This window comes from Streptomyces sp. NPDC014764 (assembly GCF_043082785.1).
In the GTDB taxonomy this organism is placed as follows: Bacteria; Actinomycetota; Actinomycetes; order Streptomycetales; family Streptomycetaceae; genus Streptomyces; species Streptomyces althioticus.
Genome location: NZ_JBIBXY010000005.1, coordinates 367029 through 383994, shown reverse-complemented (window position 1 = coordinate 383994; position 16966 = coordinate 367029). Strand labels below are relative to the sequence as shown.

At 73.5% G+C, this 16966-nt stretch carries 15 protein-coding genes and 1 pseudogene; 11 read left to right on the top strand and 5 right to left on the bottom strand.

The genetic code is table 11. From position 1 onward, the window contains the following. Positions 1–34 precede the first annotated feature (34 nt). Positions 35–184 carry a hypothetical protein gene (locus tag ACF1AG_RS16020; RefSeq protein WP_019525643.1) on the bottom strand — a complete coding sequence of 50 codons (150 nt, stop codon included), beginning with the start codon at positions 182–184 and terminating at the stop codon, positions 35–37. Between the two features lie 191 nt (positions 185–375). Here ACF1AG_RS16020 and ACF1AG_RS16015 point away from each other — a divergent pair, with 191 nt between their 5' ends. Together ACF1AG_RS16015 and pgm are read left to right on the top strand one after the other, a co-directional pair. Further along, complete coding sequence (locus tag ACF1AG_RS16015) at positions 376–816, top strand: hypothetical protein (RefSeq protein ID WP_359602461.1); 441 nt, start codon at positions 376–378, stop codon at positions 814–816. A gap of 145 nt (positions 817–961) precedes the next feature. After that, entirely contained in the window at positions 962–2602 is a 1641-nt protein-coding gene (gene pgm / locus ACF1AG_RS16010) for a phosphoglucomutase (alpha-D-glucose-1,6-bisphosphate-dependent) (protein WP_391809898.1), read from the top strand. Between the two features lie 47 nt (positions 2603–2649). Here pgm and ACF1AG_RS16005 read toward each other — a convergent pair whose 3' ends face one another. From ACF1AG_RS16005 to ACF1AG_RS15995, 3 genes and pseudogenes are all read right to left on the bottom strand, one after another. Continuing rightward, positions 2650–3162 (bottom strand): hypothetical protein, encoded by a 513-nt coding sequence (locus tag ACF1AG_RS16005; RefSeq protein WP_359602465.1) that lies wholly within the window; start codon positions 3160–3162, stop codon positions 2650–2652. A 181-nt stretch (positions 3163–3343) separates the two neighbouring features. Further along, on the bottom strand, positions 3344–4441 hold the full coding sequence (locus ACF1AG_RS16000) for a winged helix DNA-binding domain-containing protein (RefSeq protein WP_391809897.1): 1098 nt from the start codon (positions 4439–4441) through the stop codon (positions 3344–3346). Positions 4442–4566: 125 nt separating this feature from the next. Next, a pseudogene (locus ACF1AG_RS15995) lies at positions 4567–5538 on the bottom strand (helix-turn-helix transcriptional regulator); the annotation flags it as partial. A gap of 177 nt (positions 5539–5715) precedes the next feature. Here ACF1AG_RS15995 and ACF1AG_RS15990 point away from each other — a divergent pair. The 9 genes from ACF1AG_RS15990 to ACF1AG_RS15950 all read left to right on the top strand — a co-directional run bounded on the left by ACF1AG_RS15990 (position 5716) and on the right by ACF1AG_RS15950 (position 15662). Beyond that, a complete protein-coding gene (locus ACF1AG_RS15990) occupies positions 5716–6291 on the top strand; it encodes a hypothetical protein (protein ID WP_359602469.1) in 576 nt (191 codons plus the stop codon). Between the two features lie 139 nt (positions 6292–6430). Next, entirely contained in the window at positions 6431–7420 is a 990-nt protein-coding gene (locus ACF1AG_RS15985; protein ID WP_359602471.1) for an alpha/beta hydrolase, read from the top strand. Positions 7421–7488: 68 nt separating this feature from the next. Beyond that, positions 7489–7890 carry a hypothetical protein gene (locus tag ACF1AG_RS15980; RefSeq protein WP_359602473.1) on the top strand — a complete coding sequence of 134 codons (402 nt, stop codon included), beginning with the start codon at positions 7489–7491 and terminating at the stop codon, positions 7888–7890. A gap of 101 nt (positions 7891–7991) precedes the next feature. Then, positions 7992–9077: a substrate-binding domain-containing protein gene (locus tag ACF1AG_RS15975; RefSeq protein WP_391809896.1), complete on the top strand. Its 1086-nt coding sequence runs from the start codon at positions 7992–7994 to the stop codon at positions 9075–9077. A 428-nt stretch (positions 9078–9505) separates the two neighbouring features. Continuing rightward, a complete protein-coding gene (locus ACF1AG_RS15970; protein WP_359602476.1) occupies positions 9506–10852 on the top strand; it encodes a sugar ABC transporter substrate-binding protein in 1347 nt (448 codons plus the stop codon). A 29-nt stretch (positions 10853–10881) separates the two neighbouring features. Next, positions 10882–11856, top strand: a complete 975-nt coding sequence (locus ACF1AG_RS15965) for a sugar ABC transporter permease (RefSeq protein WP_359602478.1) — start codon at positions 10882–10884, stop codon at positions 11854–11856. Continuing rightward, on the top strand, positions 11853–12716 hold the full coding sequence (locus ACF1AG_RS15960) for a carbohydrate ABC transporter permease (protein WP_359602480.1): 864 nt from the start codon (positions 11853–11855) through the stop codon (positions 12714–12716). Before ACF1AG_RS15965 ends, ACF1AG_RS15960 begins: the two co-directional genes overlap by 4 nt. Before the next feature lie 28 nt (positions 12717–12744). Then, complete coding sequence (locus ACF1AG_RS15955) at positions 12745–13767, top strand: hydroxyacid dehydrogenase (protein ID WP_391809895.1); 1023 nt, start codon at positions 12745–12747, stop codon at positions 13765–13767. Further along, complete coding sequence (locus ACF1AG_RS15950) at positions 13764–15662, top strand: DUF2264 domain-containing protein (RefSeq protein ID WP_391809894.1); 1899 nt, start codon at positions 13764–13766, stop codon at positions 15660–15662. The genes ACF1AG_RS15955 and ACF1AG_RS15950 overlap by 4 nt, the downstream gene beginning before the upstream one ends. A gap of 16 nt (positions 15663–15678) precedes the next feature. On the opposite strand, the gene ACF1AG_RS15945 is transcribed toward ACF1AG_RS15950, so the two are convergent. Next, positions 15679–16707, bottom strand: a complete 1029-nt coding sequence (locus ACF1AG_RS15945) for a hypothetical protein (RefSeq protein ID WP_391809893.1) — start codon at positions 16705–16707, stop codon at positions 15679–15681. Between the last annotated feature and the right edge of the window lie 259 nt (positions 16708–16966).

Here is a 16966-nt window from a genome sequence, read left to right as displayed (position 1 = left end):
GGACGCGCGAGGAACCGTCAGGCCCGGGGGCGGCTCAGCGCCGGCCGCCGCGCAGCCGTCCCAGCAGCCGCTGTGCCTGTGCCCGCCGCCGGGGGTCGGCCGCGGCCCGTCGTACCTGCTCGGCCGTGCGGCGCCCCTGCGGGCTCCGGGCGAACTGCTTGATGCGCTCCACCATGCCGGGCATGGTGACTCCTCTCGGTAGGCGTCGGCGTGTGCGTGCCGTCCTCCTTCTACCCCCGAATGCCTGGACACAGCCCGGTACCTGCCGGGAATCTCAAGCCCGCGCTGTCCCCCGCCGGTTGGTACTCCACGACCGTGAGCAGCGCCTCGTCACCGGATGTGTTTGCCGACCGGCCCTGCGGCAAACCGGTGTCCATGACCGAACAGAACAAGAACGCGAACCGGAAGACTTCGACCGCCGGGTCCACGGCGTCCAAGGCCGCCTCGACCGCCGACAAGACCACCGGCAAGGCGACCGCGTCGACGAAGAGCGCCGCCAACGGCGTGGCCTCCAAGGCGACTGACGCCGCGTCGGCCGCCGCGTCCGGCACCGAGCGCGCCGCCCGCGCGGCGAACGGCGCCGCCCAGTCCGCCGCGAAGGGCGTGGAGGCCGGCCGCCGCGCCGTCGTCACCGCCTCCGGGCAGGTCGCCGCGGGCGCCAAGACCGCGTGGACGGTCATCGCCAACCGCCGGCTGGTCGCCGCGGGCGCGGCCGCGGGACTGACCGCGCTGACCGCCGCCTCCTACGCGGTCGGCCGCCGCGCCGAACGGCACACCCACGGCCCTCTGACCCGGATGACCGGCGGACGCATCTGACGTCCGCCTGGGGCCCGAGCGGACCGAGCCCACTTCTCACGTCCGCGGGGCCGGAGCGGACCGAGCCCACTCGCGCGGCGGCGCCCCGGCGGGGAAAGATGTCTCCGCAAGCGTGACAACCGACCTTTTGCGGAGGAGTGGGCACATGCAGCACGAGCGAGCGGGCGGTCCGGCCGGTCCCGAGGATCTCGTAGACGTCGCTCGGCTGGTCACGGCGTACTACGCGCTCCACCCCGACCTGGACGACCCGGGGCAGCGCGTCGCGTTCGGCACCTCGGGGCACCGCGGCTCGTCACTGGCGGCCGCGTTCAACGAGGACCACATCGCCGCGACCAGCCAGGCCATCTGCGAGTACCGCGCCGCGCAGGGCACCGACGGACCGCTCTTCCTCGGCGCGGACACCCACGCCCTCTCCGAGCCGGCGCGGGTCACCGCCCTGGAGGTGTTCGCCGCCAACGGCGTGACGACGCTCGTCGACAGCGCCGACGGTTACACACCTACCCCGGCCGTCTCGCACGCCGTGCTCACCCACAACCGGGGCCGCGGCACGGGACTCGCCGACGGCGTCGTCGTCACCCCGTCCCACAACCCGCCCGCCGACGGCGGGTTCAAGTACAACCCGCCCAGCGGCGGCCCCGCCGGATCGGACGCCACCGGCTGGATCCAGGAGCGCGCCAACGAGATCATCCGGGGCGGGCTCAAGGACGTCCGCCGCATCCCCTACGGCCGCGCCCTCGCCGCGCCGAACACCGGCCGCCACGACTTCCTCGGCACGTACGTCGCGGACCTGCCGAGCGTGCTGGACCTGGACGCGATCCGCGCGGCAGGTGTCCGCATCGGCGCCGACCCACTGGGCGGGGCGTCGGTCGCCTACTGGGGCCGTATCGCCGAGGAGCACCGTCTGGACCTCACGGTGGTCAACCCGCTCACCGACCCCACCTGGCGGTTCATGACGCTCGACTGGGACGGCAAGATCCGCATGGACTGCTCGTCGCCCTACGCCATGGCGTCCCTCATCGGCCGGCGCGACCGCTTCGACATCGCGACCGGCAACGACGCCGACGCCGACCGGCACGGCATCGTCACCCCCGACGCGGGCCTGATGAACCCCAACCACTACCTCGCCGTCGCCATCGGCTACCTGTACGCGCACCGCGAGCGGTGGCCGTCGGCGGCGGGCGTCGGCAAGACCCTCGTCTCCTCGGCGATGATCGACCGGGTCGCCGCCGACCTGAAGCGCGACCTCGTCGAAGTGCCGGTCGGCTTCAAGTGGTTCGTGGACGGACTGGTCGACGGCAGCCTCGGCTTCGGCGGCGAGGAGTCGGCCGGGGCCTCCTTCCTGCGCCGCGACGGCTCGGTGTGGACCACCGACAAGGACGGCATCATCCTGGCGCTGCTCGCCTCCGAGATCACCGCGGTCACCGGGAAGACGCCGTCGCAGCACTACGCCGGACTGACCGCGCGCTTCGGCGAACCGGCCTACGAGCGCATCGACGCCCCCGCGACCCGCGAGGAGAAGGCGCGCCTGGCGAAGCTCTCCCCGGCCCAGGTCACCGCGGACACCCTGGCGGACGAGCCGGTCACCGCCGTGCTCACCGAGGCGCCCGGCAACGGCGCCTCCATCGGCGGCATCAAGGTGACCACGGAGAGCGCCTGGTTCGCGGCCCGCCCGTCGGGCACGGAGGACGTGTACAAGATCTACGCAGAGTCGTTCCAGGGTCCGGAGCATCTGCGCCGTGTCCAGGAGGAGGCGAAGGGGGTCGTGCTGGCGGCGCTGGGCGGCTGAGCGGACGCCGCCGCCCCGGCTGTCGACCGCCCTTCACGGTCGGCCCGTCAGCCGGTCCGGAGCTCCGTGGCGGACGGCGTGGTGAGCCCGGCCGGAACTGAGGCCCCCGGCGGCAGCGTCACCGGGGTCTCCTCGGACTGCTGGAGCACGGTGTCGCCGGGCCCCTCGGCCGGGGCGCCGGCGCCCGTGGACAGCTGGGACCAGGCGCCCAGGGCCAGGGCGATCGCGGCGGCCGTCCCCACGACACGCCCGACCCGGCGCAGCCGCGCCCGCCCGTCGAGGTCCCGCCAGGCGGGACCCTCCCACGGATCGTCCGGCTGCCACAGGTCGCCGACCGCGTCCGGGGTGTCGCGGCGGGACGGCTGCGCCGGTGCGGGCGGCGGAAGTCGGGGCGACCGTCCCGCGGCCCGCTGCACCGCCGAGGGTTCCTTGGGGGCGGACGTACGGATGGCCTGCTCGCTGTCCATGAGGAACCGCTGCCAGACGTCGTCGGGCACGGACGGCACGCCGTCCTCCCGCTCCTGCGGCGTTCCGCCGTCGTCCGGTCCCTGCGCGGTCACGTCCGTCCGTTCCTCTTGTGTGCTGCAGTCCGCCAGGATCATTGCACAGCGCCGGAACGGCGAAACGGGGGACCGGCACGCGCCGCTTGAGGGTGCCGGTCGAACAGCTCACCCAGGGGCGCGGGGAACTGCGTGAACGGCCCCCACCGGCCCGCAGCCGGTATGCAGCCCCCACGCCTCGTCATTCGGAGTCGACCGGAGCGAACCGGATCTCGTGCCGTTCGGCGTCGCCCGCCGCGAACCGCAGCAGACGGACGGCTTCGTCCGTCACCGCCTCCTTCTCGCGCGCGCCCAGCGGCGAGAAGCACTTCACGGTGAGGACGGCCGTGCCCTTCTGCCGTTTGATCCCCCACAGCGCGCGGACGACGCCGTCCACGAGGACCGCCGGCTCGACGATGACGTACGGGCGCCGGTCGTCGCTCATGAACCGTGAGCGGTCCGCGTGTGCGAGCACCACGTTGTCCAGCGCCGCGAGGAACCGGACGGGGACCTCCGTGTCAGGGCCGGGGAGCGGCGCGTCGGGCAGGTCGAACAGCTCCTCGCCGTTCTCGCCCACGAAAACCGCGAGCCGCGGCCGGAGTTCCTCGACCACCGCACGCAGGCGTGTGGTGCCGCTCCACGCCTGGACGTCCTTCACCGTGGCGGGCCCGAACGCGGCGAGATACCGCAGCACCAGCCGCTCCATCGACGCGCCGCCGGTGAGCGCACGGCCCAGCCACTCCTCGGCCAGGGCGAACGGCGTGGCGCCCCGGCGTCCCCAGGTGCCGTCCGGCGGCGGATGCACGACCGGGAGCAGCCCTTGCACCGACCGCGCCAGCGCCACCGGATCACACCCCGGCCACCGCTCCGCCAGCAACCGGCCCAACTCCGGCCGTTTCACGGTGCGTCCGCCGGTGAGGGCCCCCCGCGCCGCCTCGGCGAGCTCGCCCAGGTCCACCCCGGCCGTCTGCCGGCCGAAACCGCCCTTCCGCCAGCGGTCCAGCATGGGTTGCAGCAGGGGCCGCACCCACAGATAGTCGTCCGCGGTGACCAGATGCTGCGTCCCGCGGAACAACGTGGCCCGCACGACGGCGCGTTGCTCCAGCAGCGTGGTCAGGTCCTCGATCCGGAACCCGTCGATGCGGCTCCACAGCCCGATGTACGGGGGATCGGGGTCCTGGGCCTGAAGCCCGGCGACGTGTTCGATCACGGCGAGGGGGGAGAGGCGGGTCCGCGTCGTCAGCAACTGGCGTCGGAGGGTCGCGCGGTTGAGGGCTCGTGCGGTGAGACGTTCGACCATGGTGTCCTTTCCGTTTCGGCCGCGGGACGGTGCGGGCTTGTCGCACAGTTCCCCGCGCCCCTTGAGGCGTCGGTCGGTTGGCCCGCCTCCGGGGCACGGGGAACCGCGCGAACGGCCCCCACCGTCGCGCGGCCGGCGGTCGTGTCCGGGTCCACCGCCCGCTGTATCCGCCCACCCAGCGTCCGCAACCGCCCCACCAACTCGTCCGGCTCATGCACGACGAAGTCGAAACCGAACGTCGCCACCCACACCGCCAGATGGTCCAGGCTGTCGGAGCCGATCCGCAGCAGACACGACGTGTCGTCGACCGGCTCCACCGTGCCGAGCGCCGGCGGCACCTCCTCGGCCACCTCCGACGCCGGACCTCGCATCGTCAGCACCGCCTGAAAGCGGTACCGCTCGGTGGTGCGGCTCGAGAGGTAGGCCACCAGGTCCTCCGCCGGCAGCGGGCGGGGGCCGAAGCGGGGTCCGGAGGGCACCCTCAACTCCAGCCGGTCGACCCGGAACCTGCGCCAGTCCGACCGCCGGGTGTCCCACGCGAACAGGTACCAGCGCCGCGCCTCGTGGATCAGCCGGTACGGCTCCACGTCACGCACCGAGCGTTCGCCGTCGTGGGAGACGTAGTCGAAGCGCAGCCGGTGATGGTCCCGTACCGCCGAGGCGATGGTGCCGAGCGTCGACGGGTCGACGGTGGGACCGGGCACGGGCACGGTGACCAGGGCCGCGTCGAGTGTGTTGACGCGGTGCCGCAGGCGGGACGGCAGTACTTGGTCCAGTTTGGCGAGGGCGCGCACCGAGGTCTCCGCGATGCCGGTGACGGCGCCCGACGCCGCCGTCCGTAGCCCCACCGCGACGGCCACCGCCTCCTCGTCGTCGAGCAGCAGCGGCGGCAGCGCGGCGCCCGCCCCCAGCCGGTAGCCGCCCCCGACGCCGCCGACGGCCTCGATCGGGTAGCCCAGGGTGCGCAACTTCTCCACATCGCGCCGTACCGTTCGCGCGCTGACCCCGAGCCGGTCGGACAACTCCCGCCCCGGCCAGTCCCGTCGGGTCTGCAGCAGACCGAGCAGACGCAGCAGCCGCGCCGAGGTTTCCAGCATGGCGGGAGTCTCGCACCGATCACGGTCAGGGGGTGACCGCGAAGGTTCCTGGCGTCGGCGGCACGACAGAAGGAGTCATCCTCATGACGATTCTCGTGGCCGGTGCCACGGCGCATGCCGGACGCCCCCTCGTGGAGCAGCTGCTCGCGGCGGGGCATCGGGTGCGCGCACCGACCCGTGGCCCCGGAGAAGGCGGACCTCCCGGCAGGCGCGGAGTTGGTGGCCGGGAACCTGGCGGACACCGCGAGCCTCGCCGGTGTGTTCGACGGAGTGACCGCCGCCCACCTGATCGCCTTCGGCGGTGACGGCTTCGCCCCGTTGGCCAACGGGGCGGAGATCGTCGCCATGGCGCGGGAGGCCGGTGTGCGCCGGGTGACCGTGCTCAGGGGCGACGTGGAGAAGGGGTGCTTGGAGCGGGCGGTCGAGTCCGGAGACCTGGAGTGGACGTACCTGTCGCCGGTGGAGTTCACGTCCAACACGCTGGAGTGGGCGGAGACGGTCAGGTCCGAGGGCGCCGAGGTGCCGGGCCGCGACGTGCGTTTCGTCGAGCTGTCCCGGGACGCGATGGTCACCCAGTGGCACCGGGAGGGGTACTCCGACGAGGACATCGCGTTCTTCCTGATGATGCGAACCGACCCGCCGGAGGGGGTACACGGTGCTGCCGACGGTCGAGAAGGTGACCGGCGGGCCGGCCCGCTCCTTCGCCCGGTGGGTGCGGGAGAACGCGGCGGCATTCGGCGGCTGACGGCCTGAGAGGTGTGCGAGGCCAGTGGTTTGCGGAACCGGCAACTTCACTCGCCCTCCGTCGCGCGGCGGCACATGCTCGGTGTACGACCAGGGCCCTCCGGAGCCGCACCGGCGCCCCGGGCCCCCGAGCGACTCAGGAGCAGCCGTGCCGGTACCGACCTCACCGCCCGTCCACCGTCTCGTTCCCGCCCCCGCGGGCCGCGTGCACCTGGTGGAGCAGGGCAGCGGCCCGCTGGTGCTGCTCGTGCACGGCTTCCCCGAGGGCTGGTACTCCTGGCGCCACCAGCTGCCCGCCCTCGCCGCGGCCGGCTACCGGGCGGTGGCCGTCGACGTGCGCGGTTACGGCCGCTCCTCGCGGCCCGCCGCCCCGGACGCGTACCGCGTACGGGAACTAGTCGAGGACGCCGTCGCGGTGGTCGAGGCGCTGGGGGAGCGGACCGCCGTCGTCGTCGGCCACGACTGGGGTTCGTCCGTCGCCTCGAACGCCGCCCTGCTCCGGCCGGACGTCTTCCGCGCGGTGGCCATGCTCAGCGTGCCCTACGCCCCGCGCGGCGGGCCGCGCCCCAGCACGGTCTTCGCGTCGATGGGCGGCGACGAGGAGTTCTACGTGTCGTACTTCCAGGAGCCGGGCCGCGCCGAGGCCGAGATCGAGCCGGACGTGCGCGGCTGGCTCGCCGGGTTCTACGCGGCCCTGTCCGCCGACACCATGCCCGGCCCCCAAGCGCCCTCGCCGTACTTCACCGGACCGGGCGGGACCCTGCGTGAACGGTTCCCGGCGGACCGGCGTCCCAAGTGGCTCACGGACGCCGAACTCGACGTGTTCGCCGGCGAGTTCGAGCGTACCGGGATGAGCGGGGCGCTGGCCCGCTACCGTGCCATGGACCGGGACTGGGAGGACCTCGCCGCGTACGACGGGGCCCCGGTCGCGCAGCCGTCCCTGTTCATCGGCGGGGAACTCGACGCGTCCACCACCTGGATGGCCGACGCGATCGACGCCTTCCCGGTCACCCTGCCCGGCCTGGTCTCCTCCCACATCCTGAAGGGCTGCGGACACTGGGTGCAGCAGGAGCGGCCCGAGGACACCAATCGCCTGCTCACGGACTGGCTGGCCGCCCTGCCCCCGGCCGCGTGTTAGGTTCCCGCACGACAGCGAGCGCGTGACACCCGGCCTGGCCGGGCTCTCGGGGACGGACGGCGGCGACCATGACGTCGGAGCACACCGGCACACCGGACGACGGGGCAGCACCGCTGCCCCGCATCCTCTGCGACACGGCCGCCCTGGCCGCTGCCGCCGGCGATGGATCCGCCGGCGCGCTGTGGCGGCTCGCGGAGTCCGGCCGCCAGCTGGACGCCAACGTCGTCCACCTCCCGCCCGGCCACCGCGTGGACACCCACCGCGAACCCGACCTGGACGTCCTCCTGCTGGTCCTCGCCGGTGACGGCACCCTCACTGCCCCGGACGGCGACCACCCCCTGGCCACCGGCACCCTGACCTGGCTCCCCCACGGCTCCACCCGCTCGCTGACGGCGGGCCCCGACGGCCTGACCTACCTCACGGCCCACCGCCGCCGCCCGGGCATGACGATCCGCACCCGCCGCTCCTGACCCTGCCGCATGAGCCGGACGGCTCCCGCGGACGTCCGGCGGAGCGATCGTTATGATGCCCGCACCGTTCAAACGAACATTCCGCCGCGGGGAGGGGCCTCATGCGCGAGCCGGTCGAGGTCAGGAGGCAGCGGATCCTCGCTGCCGTGGAGTCCCGGGGGTCGGCGCGGGTGAGTGATCTCGCCGCGGAGCTCGAGGTGTCCGTGGTGACCGTGCGGCGGGACGTGGAGGAGCTGGCCCAGGAGGGGAGGCTGCGCCGCGGGCACGGCGTCGTGCGATCCACCCTCGCGGCCCGCGACATTCCCGCGCCGCGCCCGCCGGACGGCGACACCGTGGCAGTCGTCGTGCCCGAGCGCCACCACTACCTGTACGAGTCCCTGCACGGCGCACGCTCCGTGCTGGAGGCGTCCGGCAAGCGCATCGCGCTGCACATCGCACCCCAGGTCGCGGGCGCCGAACGTCCTCTGGTCGAGCGCGCGTTGGAGGACGGCGCCGCCGGGTTGCTGCTCGCCCCGCGCTGGCGCACCCTCGCCCACGAGGAGGCCGACCACCCGTGGCTCGCCGCCGTGGAGGTGCCCGCGGTGCTGATGGAGCGGCGCCCCGGGGCGGGCACCGCGCTGCACGCCATGGACTCCGTCTGCTCCGACCATTTCCACGGCGCCCACCTGGCCGTGGAGCACCTGGTGGGCCTCGGGCACCGGCGGATCGTCTTCGCCACCCGCGACGACAGCCCCACCGCGCGTACCCTGCGGTCGGCGTGCGTGCGGATCGCCGAGGCGCACCCGCTCGTCGACGCGTGGGCGTGGACGCTGAGCGCACCCGAGGCCGGCCAGGAGGGCCCGTACGCGCCGGAGGAGACCGCCGAACTGCACGAGGTGCTGCGGAAGACGGGCGCCACGGCGGCGGTGCTGCACGGCGACGTCGACGCGCTGATGCTGGTGCAGCGGCTCGCGGACCACGGGGTGCGGGTCCCGGAGGACTGCTCCGTCGTCGCCTACGACGACGTGGTCGCCGGACTGGGCACGACGCCGCTCACCGCCGTCGCCCCGCCGAAGGCGGAGGTCGGACGGGCGGCCGCCGAACTCCTGCTGGAGCGACTTGACTCCGAGGCGGTCGGGCACGCCCCCGTGCGCCGGGTGGAGCTGCTGCCCTCCCTGTCCGTACGCGGCTCCACGCGCGCCCTCTGACCATCGCCTCAGCCTTCCGGCAGGCCCGGCAGGCCCGGCAGGCCCGGCAGGGCATACGGGCCTTGCGTCAGGGTGCCGGGCCGCCTCGACGGACAGGGCGGCCCACGGGGCCCTTGCCTCAGGGGACGGGCAGCCCAAGCGGAACCGGCGCCGCGCACGGCCACGGAACCTCGTCGGCCGACCGAGCGCGGACCGGTCGAGCGCACACCGATATGCGGCTGCCCGGCCGTGCGCGGCCCCAGAAGGCCGCCGACCACGGGCTCGCGGAGATCCGCAGCAGGACCAGGAAAGACCGCGCACGCCGAGTGAGCGTTTGAACGTTTCATTTTCTTCTGATCGATCTATTGACCGTTTACCGGCGGAGCCCCGACGATTCCCGTGTCCCGAACAGCCGTGTCCCAGACACGCCAGGAGCCGCGGGAGGCGCCATGCCCGGTCGACACCGCCGTCGATCCGTGCTCGCCGCGATGGCCGCCGCGCCGCTTGCAGGAGCCCTCGGCGCCTGCAGCGGAGGCGCGGACGACGCCCCATCAGGCAGCAGCAGAACCGGTGCGAAGAAACCCGTACGCGTCACCTTCTGGTCCGCCCTGCGCGGCAGCCAGGAAGTGGTCGACGCCTTCAACCGCACCCACGACCGCATCCAGGTCGACTTCCAGCAGATCCCCTCAGGAGGCCAGGGCGGTTACGCGAAACTCAGCAACGCCGCCCGCGCGGGCAACGCCCCCGACGTCGCCACGATCGAGTACCCGCAGGTGCCGGGGTTCGCCATCGACGGCGTCGCCCGCGACATCACCGACCTGGTCGACGACCGGCTGCGGGCGAAACTGCTGCCGCAGGCGTTCGGCCTGACCACCTTCCAGGGACGGGTGTTCAGCGTCCCCCTCGACGTCGAGCCGATGGTGATGCACTACCGCGCCGATCTGTTCGAACGCTACGGCCTCCAAGTGCCGCGCACCTGGGACGAGTTCGCCGACCTCGCCCGCGTCGTGCGGCGCAAGGCGCCCGACCGGCGGCTGGTGCTGTTCCCCACCGACGGCGCCACCCAGTTCGCCGCCTACTCCTGGCAGGCGGGCGCCCAGTGGTTCGACACCCGCGACGGCGCCTGGAACGTCTCCCTCGCCGACGCCCCCACCCGCCGCGTCGCCGCGTACTGGCAGGACCTGATCGACCGCGACGACGTCTTCATGAACGCCGTCGAGAGCCGGCAGTCCGACGCCCAGATCGGCAACGGGCTCGTCCTCACCCGGCTCAGCGGCGCCTGGGACGCCGGTGCGCAGATGAACGCCCGCCCCGGGCAGAAGGGCCAGTGGCGCATCGCCCCGCTGCCCCAGTGGGACACCGCCCGTCCCGCCGTCGGCACCCACGGCGGCTCCACCTTCGCCGTCACCAAGGACAGCGGGAACCCCGAGGCCGCGATGGAGTTCATCGCCTGGCAGGTCTCCCACCCCGACGCCCTGCGCGCCCGCCTGTCCAGCGGCACCAGCAGCCAGTATCCGGCGGCCTCCGCCCTGGTCGCCGTCGGCCGGGACGCCTTCGACCGTTCCTACTACGGCGGCCAGGACATCTACACCCTCTTCGAGCACGAGGCGGAGAAGATCCGCGACGGCTGGGTCTGGGGCCCGCGGATGACCGCCACCGGCCGGGTCATGCAGGACTCCTTCGCCCGCGTGCCGGCGGGCCGCGGCACGATCGTCGACTCGATGCGGGCCGCCCAGGACGGCACCATGCCCGACCTCAAGGCCCTCGGCCTGTCGACCACCCAGCACAGCACCTGAGCCGCCCGAAAGGCAGGTGACACCCCCTCATGACCGCGACGACCGAGCACACCGTGCGGGTCCCCGCCCCGCCGGCCGCCGCCCCCTCCGCCCGCACCCGCCGCACCGCCCGGCGCCGCAGGCTGGGCGCCGCCGGCGTGCTGATGGCCCCCTTCTTCCTGCTGCTGACCACCGTCTTCCTGATCCCCGTCGGCACCGCCGCCTACCTCAGCTTCTACAGCGACGACCAGCCAGGACTCGGGTTCGGACCCGAACGCACCGTCTTCGTCGGCCTGCGCAGCTACGCCGCCGTCCTCACCGACCCGACCTTCCTCGGCGGACTCGGCACCGTCGCCCTGTACTGCCTGATCTACATCCCGCTCATGGTGGCCGGCGCGCTCCTGCTGGCGCTGCTGCTCGACTCCGGCGTCGTACGCCTGCGCGCGTTCGCCCAGCTCGGGCTCTTCCTGCCGCACGCCGTGCCCGGCATCATCGCCGCCCTCATCTGGCTGTACCTCTACACACCCGGCATCAGCCCGGTCATCGACCTGTTCGCCCGCGCCGACATCACGATCGACTTCCTCGGCGTGCACACCGTCCTGCCGTCCATCGTCAACATCGCCCTGTGGAGCAACCTCGGCTACAACATGGTGGTCTTCTACGCCGCCCTCCAGGCCGTGCCCCGCGAGGTGATCGAGGCCGCCGTCGTCGACGGCGCCGGCCCCGTGCGCACCGCGCTCCAGGTGAAGACCCCGCTCGTACGGGCCTCCATCGTGATGGTCGCCATGTTCACCCTCATCTGGGCGCTCCAGCTGTTCACCGAGCCGATGCTGCTCAGCCAGTCCTCCCAGATGATCAACTCCCGCTTCTCGCCCAGCATGTACATCTACGACGCGGCCTTCACCCGCAACAACTACAGCCTCGCCGCGGCCGCCTCCGTCGTCCTGCTGCTGTGCACCATCGCCCTTTCCTACGGCGTCACCCGCCTCACCAGCCGCAACACCACCGCCGAGGAGGCCCGATGAGCGCCACCGGCTCCACCCTGCTGCGCCCCCGCCTGCTGGGCCGGGCCACCGTCAACGCCGTCGTCGCGATCTCCGTGCTCTACACCCTGCTGCCCGTGCTGTGGCTGGTGCTCGCCGCCGCCAAGAACCGCGACGCCCTCTTCGGCAGCGACCTGCTCTCCCTGAGCGGCTTCTCCTTCGCCCAGAACCTCACCGACCTGTTCGCCATGGACGGCGGCCTGTACGGACGCTGGTACGTCAACAGCCTGCTGTACGCGGTGCTCGGCGCCGCCGTCGGCGCGCTGGTGAGCGTCGCCTGCGGCTACGCCTTCGACAAGTACCGCTTCCGGCACAAGGAGAAGCTGTTCGGCCTGGTCCTCGCCGCCGTCATGGTGCCGCAGACCGTGCTCGCCCTGCCGCTGTACCTGATGGCCTCCGAGGCCGGACTGGTCAACACCTTCTGGGCGGTGTTCATACCCGTCCTCTTCAACCCGTTCGGCGTCTACCTCGGCCGCATCTTCAGCCAGGGTTACGTCCCCGACGAGGTGCTGGAGGCCGCCCGCATCGACGGCGCAGGCGAACTCACCATGTACGCGCGGGTCGCGCTTCGGATGCTCGGGCCCGGTCTGGTGACCGTGTTCCTGTTCCAGCTCACCGCCATCTGGAACAACTTCTTCCTGCCCATGGTGATGCTCTCCGACCAGGACCTGTACCCGGTGAGCCTCGGCCTGTACGCGTGGAACAGCTCCGCCTCCGTCTCACCCGAGTACTACCCCGTGGTCATCATGGGATCGCTGCTCGCCGTGGTGCCGCTCATCCTCGCCTTCGTCCTGCTCCAGCGCTTCTGGCGCAGCGGTCTGACCGCCGGCGCCGTGAAGTGAACGCCCACGCAAGGAGTCACCGCACCACATGACCGAGCCCACGCCCGGCCCCCGTCCCCGCGCCGCCCTCGCCATGTCCCCGGACGTCGCCTCCGCCGTCCTCGACCCGGAGTCGCGCGCCGCCCTCGACGCCCTGTGCGACCTCGCCCCGCCGGTGCTGGAGGACTTCACCACGCCGGCCGCCCGCGCCGTGCTCGCCGACACGGAACTGCTCGTCACCGGCTGGGGCTGCCCGCCCCTGGACGACGACGTGCTGCGCGCCGCGCCCCGGCTGCGGGCCGTCGTGCACACCGCCGGCAGTGTCCGCGGCCATGTCACCGACGCCTGCTGGGACCGCGGCGTCGAGGTGTCCTCCGCCGCCGCGGCGAACGCCGTACCCGTCGCCGAATACACCCTGGCGATGATCCTCCTCACCGGCAAACGGGTCCTGGAGAGCGCCCGCGAGTACCGGGCCACCCGCACCCGCGCCGACTGGCTGCACACCCCCCGCACGGTCGGCAACCACCGCCGCACCGTCGGCATCCTCTCCGCGTCCCTCATCGGCCGCCGCGTGATCGACCTGCTCCGCCCGCACGACGTCGACGTGCTGCTGCACGACCCGTACGTCGACGAGGCCGAGGCCGCCCGGCTCGGCGTGCGAGGCGTCGGACTCCCGGAGCTGTTCCGGCTGAGCGACACCGTCAGCGTCCACACCCCGCTGCTGCCCGAGACCCGCGCACTGGTCTCCCGGGACTTGATCGGCTCCATGAAGCCCGGGGCCGTACTCATCAACACGGCGCGCGGCGCGGTCCTCGACCAGGACGCCCTCACCGACGCCGCCCTCGCCGGCCGCATCCGCGCCGTGCTCGACGTGACCGAGCCCGAAGTCCTGCCGCCCGGTCATCCGTTGTGGGACTGCGAACACGTCCTCGTCACCCCGCACCTCGCCGGCTCGCAGGGCAACGAGTGGCGCCGGCTCGCCGACACCGCCGTCTCCGAGGTCGCCCGCTGGGCCTCCGGAGAGGGCTTCCTGCACCCCGTCCGACGCGAAAGGCTGGCCTTCCTCGCATGAGCATCCCCTTCGATCTGCCCGCCGACGACCACGGCCTCAGTCCCCGCACCGGATACACCCGCGCCCACTGGGAGGCGGTGGCGGACGGGCTGCTCACGGCCGCCTGGCGCCGGGCCACCCCCGGCAGCGCCCTGCTGCACCTGCCCGGCCGGCCCTCCCGGTCGGGGGTGCGCTCCGACGGCCTGGAGGGCTACGCCAGGACGTTCCTCGCGGCCGCCTTCCGCGTCGCCGGCGCCGACGGCGACGACCCCCACCACTGGCTGGAGCGGTACGCCGACGGACTCGCCGCCGGCACCCGCACCCCCGGCCGCGACGACACCGAGTCCTGGCCGCACATCCTCGACTTCGACGTCCAGGGCCAGCCCATGGTCGAGTCCGCGTCCGTCGCGCTCGGCCTGCGGCTCACCGCGCCCTGGCTGTGGGACAAGCTCGGCACCGACGTGCAGGACCGGGCCGAGGAGTGGCTGCGCGGCGCGCTGCGGCACACCCCGGCGCCCAACAACTGGTACCTCTTCCCGTACACCGTCGCCGGGTTCCTGGAGTCCGTCGGCCGGGGCGACGCCGAGACGGCCGCCGTCCGGGAGCGGGCGCTGGACCTGCTGGAGAGCTGGTACCGGGGCGACGGCTGGTACGCCGACGGCGACGGACGCGCCTTCGACCACTACAACGGCTGGGCCCTGCACCTCTACCCGGTCCTCGACGCCCACCTGTCCGGCGACCCCGACGCCCTGACCCACCACGGCGGACGGCTCAGCGCCCACCTCGACGGCTTCTCCCTGATGTTCGGCGCGGACGGCGCCCCGCTGCACTACGGCCGCTCCCTGACGTACCGCTTCGCCGCCTCCGCAGCCGTGTCCCTGGGCGCGGTCACCGGACACACCCCGCTGACCCCGGGCTCCTCCCGCCGTATCGCGAGCGGCAGCCTGCGCCACTTCCTCGACCGGGGCGCGCTCACCCCCGACGGGCTGCTGTCCCTCGGGTGGTACGGCCCGCACGGGGCGAGCCTCCAGGAGTACTCCGGTCCCGCGTCGCCGTACTGGGCGTCGAAGGCCTTCGTCGCGCTGCTCGCCCCCGCCGGCCACGCGCTGTGGACCGACATCGAGGAGCCCGCCCCGGTCGAGGAGGCCGACCGGGTGCTGTCCCTGCCAGGGCCCGGCCTGCTCCTCCAGGCCACCCGCGCCGACGGCACCGTACGGCTGCACAACCACGGCAGCGACCATGTGCGGCCGCACGAGGGCGAGTCGGCGGACGGCGACGACCCGCACTACGGCCGCCTGGCGTACTCCACGCGCACCGGACCCACCGCCCCGGCGAACGTCGCCGACAACCACCTCTCGGTGGAGGTGGCCGGGCGGTCCAGCGTGCGCCGCCGCGTCCACCCCCTGGGCGCGGGGCACGGCGACGGCTGGGGCTGGGCCGCCTCCTGGCACCGGCCCGTGTTCGTCGCCGGCCCGCCGATGGTGCCGGGCCTGACGGTGGAGAGCGTCACCGTCGCGCACGGCGGTCTCGAGCTGCGGGCGCACCGCGTGGTGGGGGCGCCGCCCGGATCGCGGGTCACCCTCACCGGCTGGGCCACGGGCCCTGAGGAGCCGACGGCGTCCGCCCTGCACGGCCTGTACGGCTGGGACGACCCGGCCCCTGAGACGCTCCCCGCGCCGCAGGGCACCGCCTGGACCCCGTGGGCCAGCGTGCCCCGCCTCGCCGGCGGCTGCGGGGGCACCACCGTGCACCTCGCCCTGGCGTCCCTCACCGCCGGTCCTGACGCCCCGTCGCTGGAGCGGGCGGTGACCGACGTGCGCGTCGACGACGGGACCGTGCGGGTGACGTGGGCGGACGACGGCTCCCGCACCCACGTCTCGTTCGGGCCGGTGGAGGTGCGCCACACACGCCCGTGAACGCGCCCGGCCGGCCCTAGGAGTGTGCGTCCGCCGCACGCTCCGGGGCCGGAGTGGAGCCGTCCGGCACGGTGTAGAACACCGAGGTGCCCTGCTTGCTGCGCTGGGCCTGGTTGCGCGCGACCAGCCCCTCCAGGGTGGAGCGGATCACCGTCACCTTGATGGTGCGTCCGGGATGCGCCTGGCCCAGCGCGGTGGCGACCTCCGCCGCCGAGCGGGGCTCCTTCTGCTCGTCCAGATGCCGGCGGACCAGGTCGACCAGCTTGGGCGCGTCACCCTGGGCGGAGGTGGCGGACGTGGAGGACGTGGCGGCCTTCGCCGGCGCCTTGCGCGGCGCCTTCACCGCGGACGCCTTCCCGGCGGGCCTGGTGGTGGCGGGCTTGCGCGAGGCCCTGGCACCGGCGGCCTTCGCCGATCCGGCGGGCTTGGACGCGCCCGTGGCCTTCGCCGCACCCCCGGACGCGCCGGCACCTGTGGTCTTGGCCGCACCCGTGGTCCTGCCCGCATCCGCGGTGTTCAACGAGTCACTCGCCTTCGCCGAGCCGCCCGTCTTCGCCGAGCCGCCCGTCTTCGCCGAGCCGCCCGTCTTCGCCGAGCCGCCCGTCTTCGAGGAAGCGGCGGCCGCCTTGCCCGCACCGCCCGCCGTCACCTTCTTCCGCTCCCGCTTGGGCTTCTCCGCCCCGGACCTGACGCCGCCGCGGCTGCGCGGCGCGGGGACGGTCGCGCCCGCGGAAACGCCGGTCTCCTCCGCCGGCGTGGCGGACTCCTCCTTCGAGGGCTCGGTGTCCGGGGCGGGTTCGGCGACCGCCGTGTCCTCGGAGGCGACCGTGGTTTCCCCGGGGCCCTCCGCCGCCAGGTCCAGCGCCCGCTGCATCTTCACCAGCAACGCGTGGTCCCGTTGGAGCGCCGCCAACTGCTGCTGCAGCCCGGCGATCTCGGCGCCGACCCGCTCCTGCTCCTTGGCGTTGCGCTCGAGGTCGTTCGCGACCTGGGCGACGTACTGCGAGGTGAGATCGGTGGGGGCGACGGTCGAGTGGTCGGACATGAAGGTGTCCTTTCGTCGTGTGGTCTGCCGGTGGCCAGTCATGGTACGGCCGGGCGGGGTTGACCGTTTCTCCTCCGCGGACACCGGGAGAGGTGCGCGGTTGACGCCCATGAGGCGCGAGGTGCCGCGGTCCGCTGCCGGTCGCTGTGTCCACGCCATTGACAAGTGATACGCGAGCCGGAAACTTCAAAGCGAGAGCCGCAAGAAATGAACGTCGTCCCGCAAATATTGCATCAGGCGTCGGCAATCCTCGGCAGGG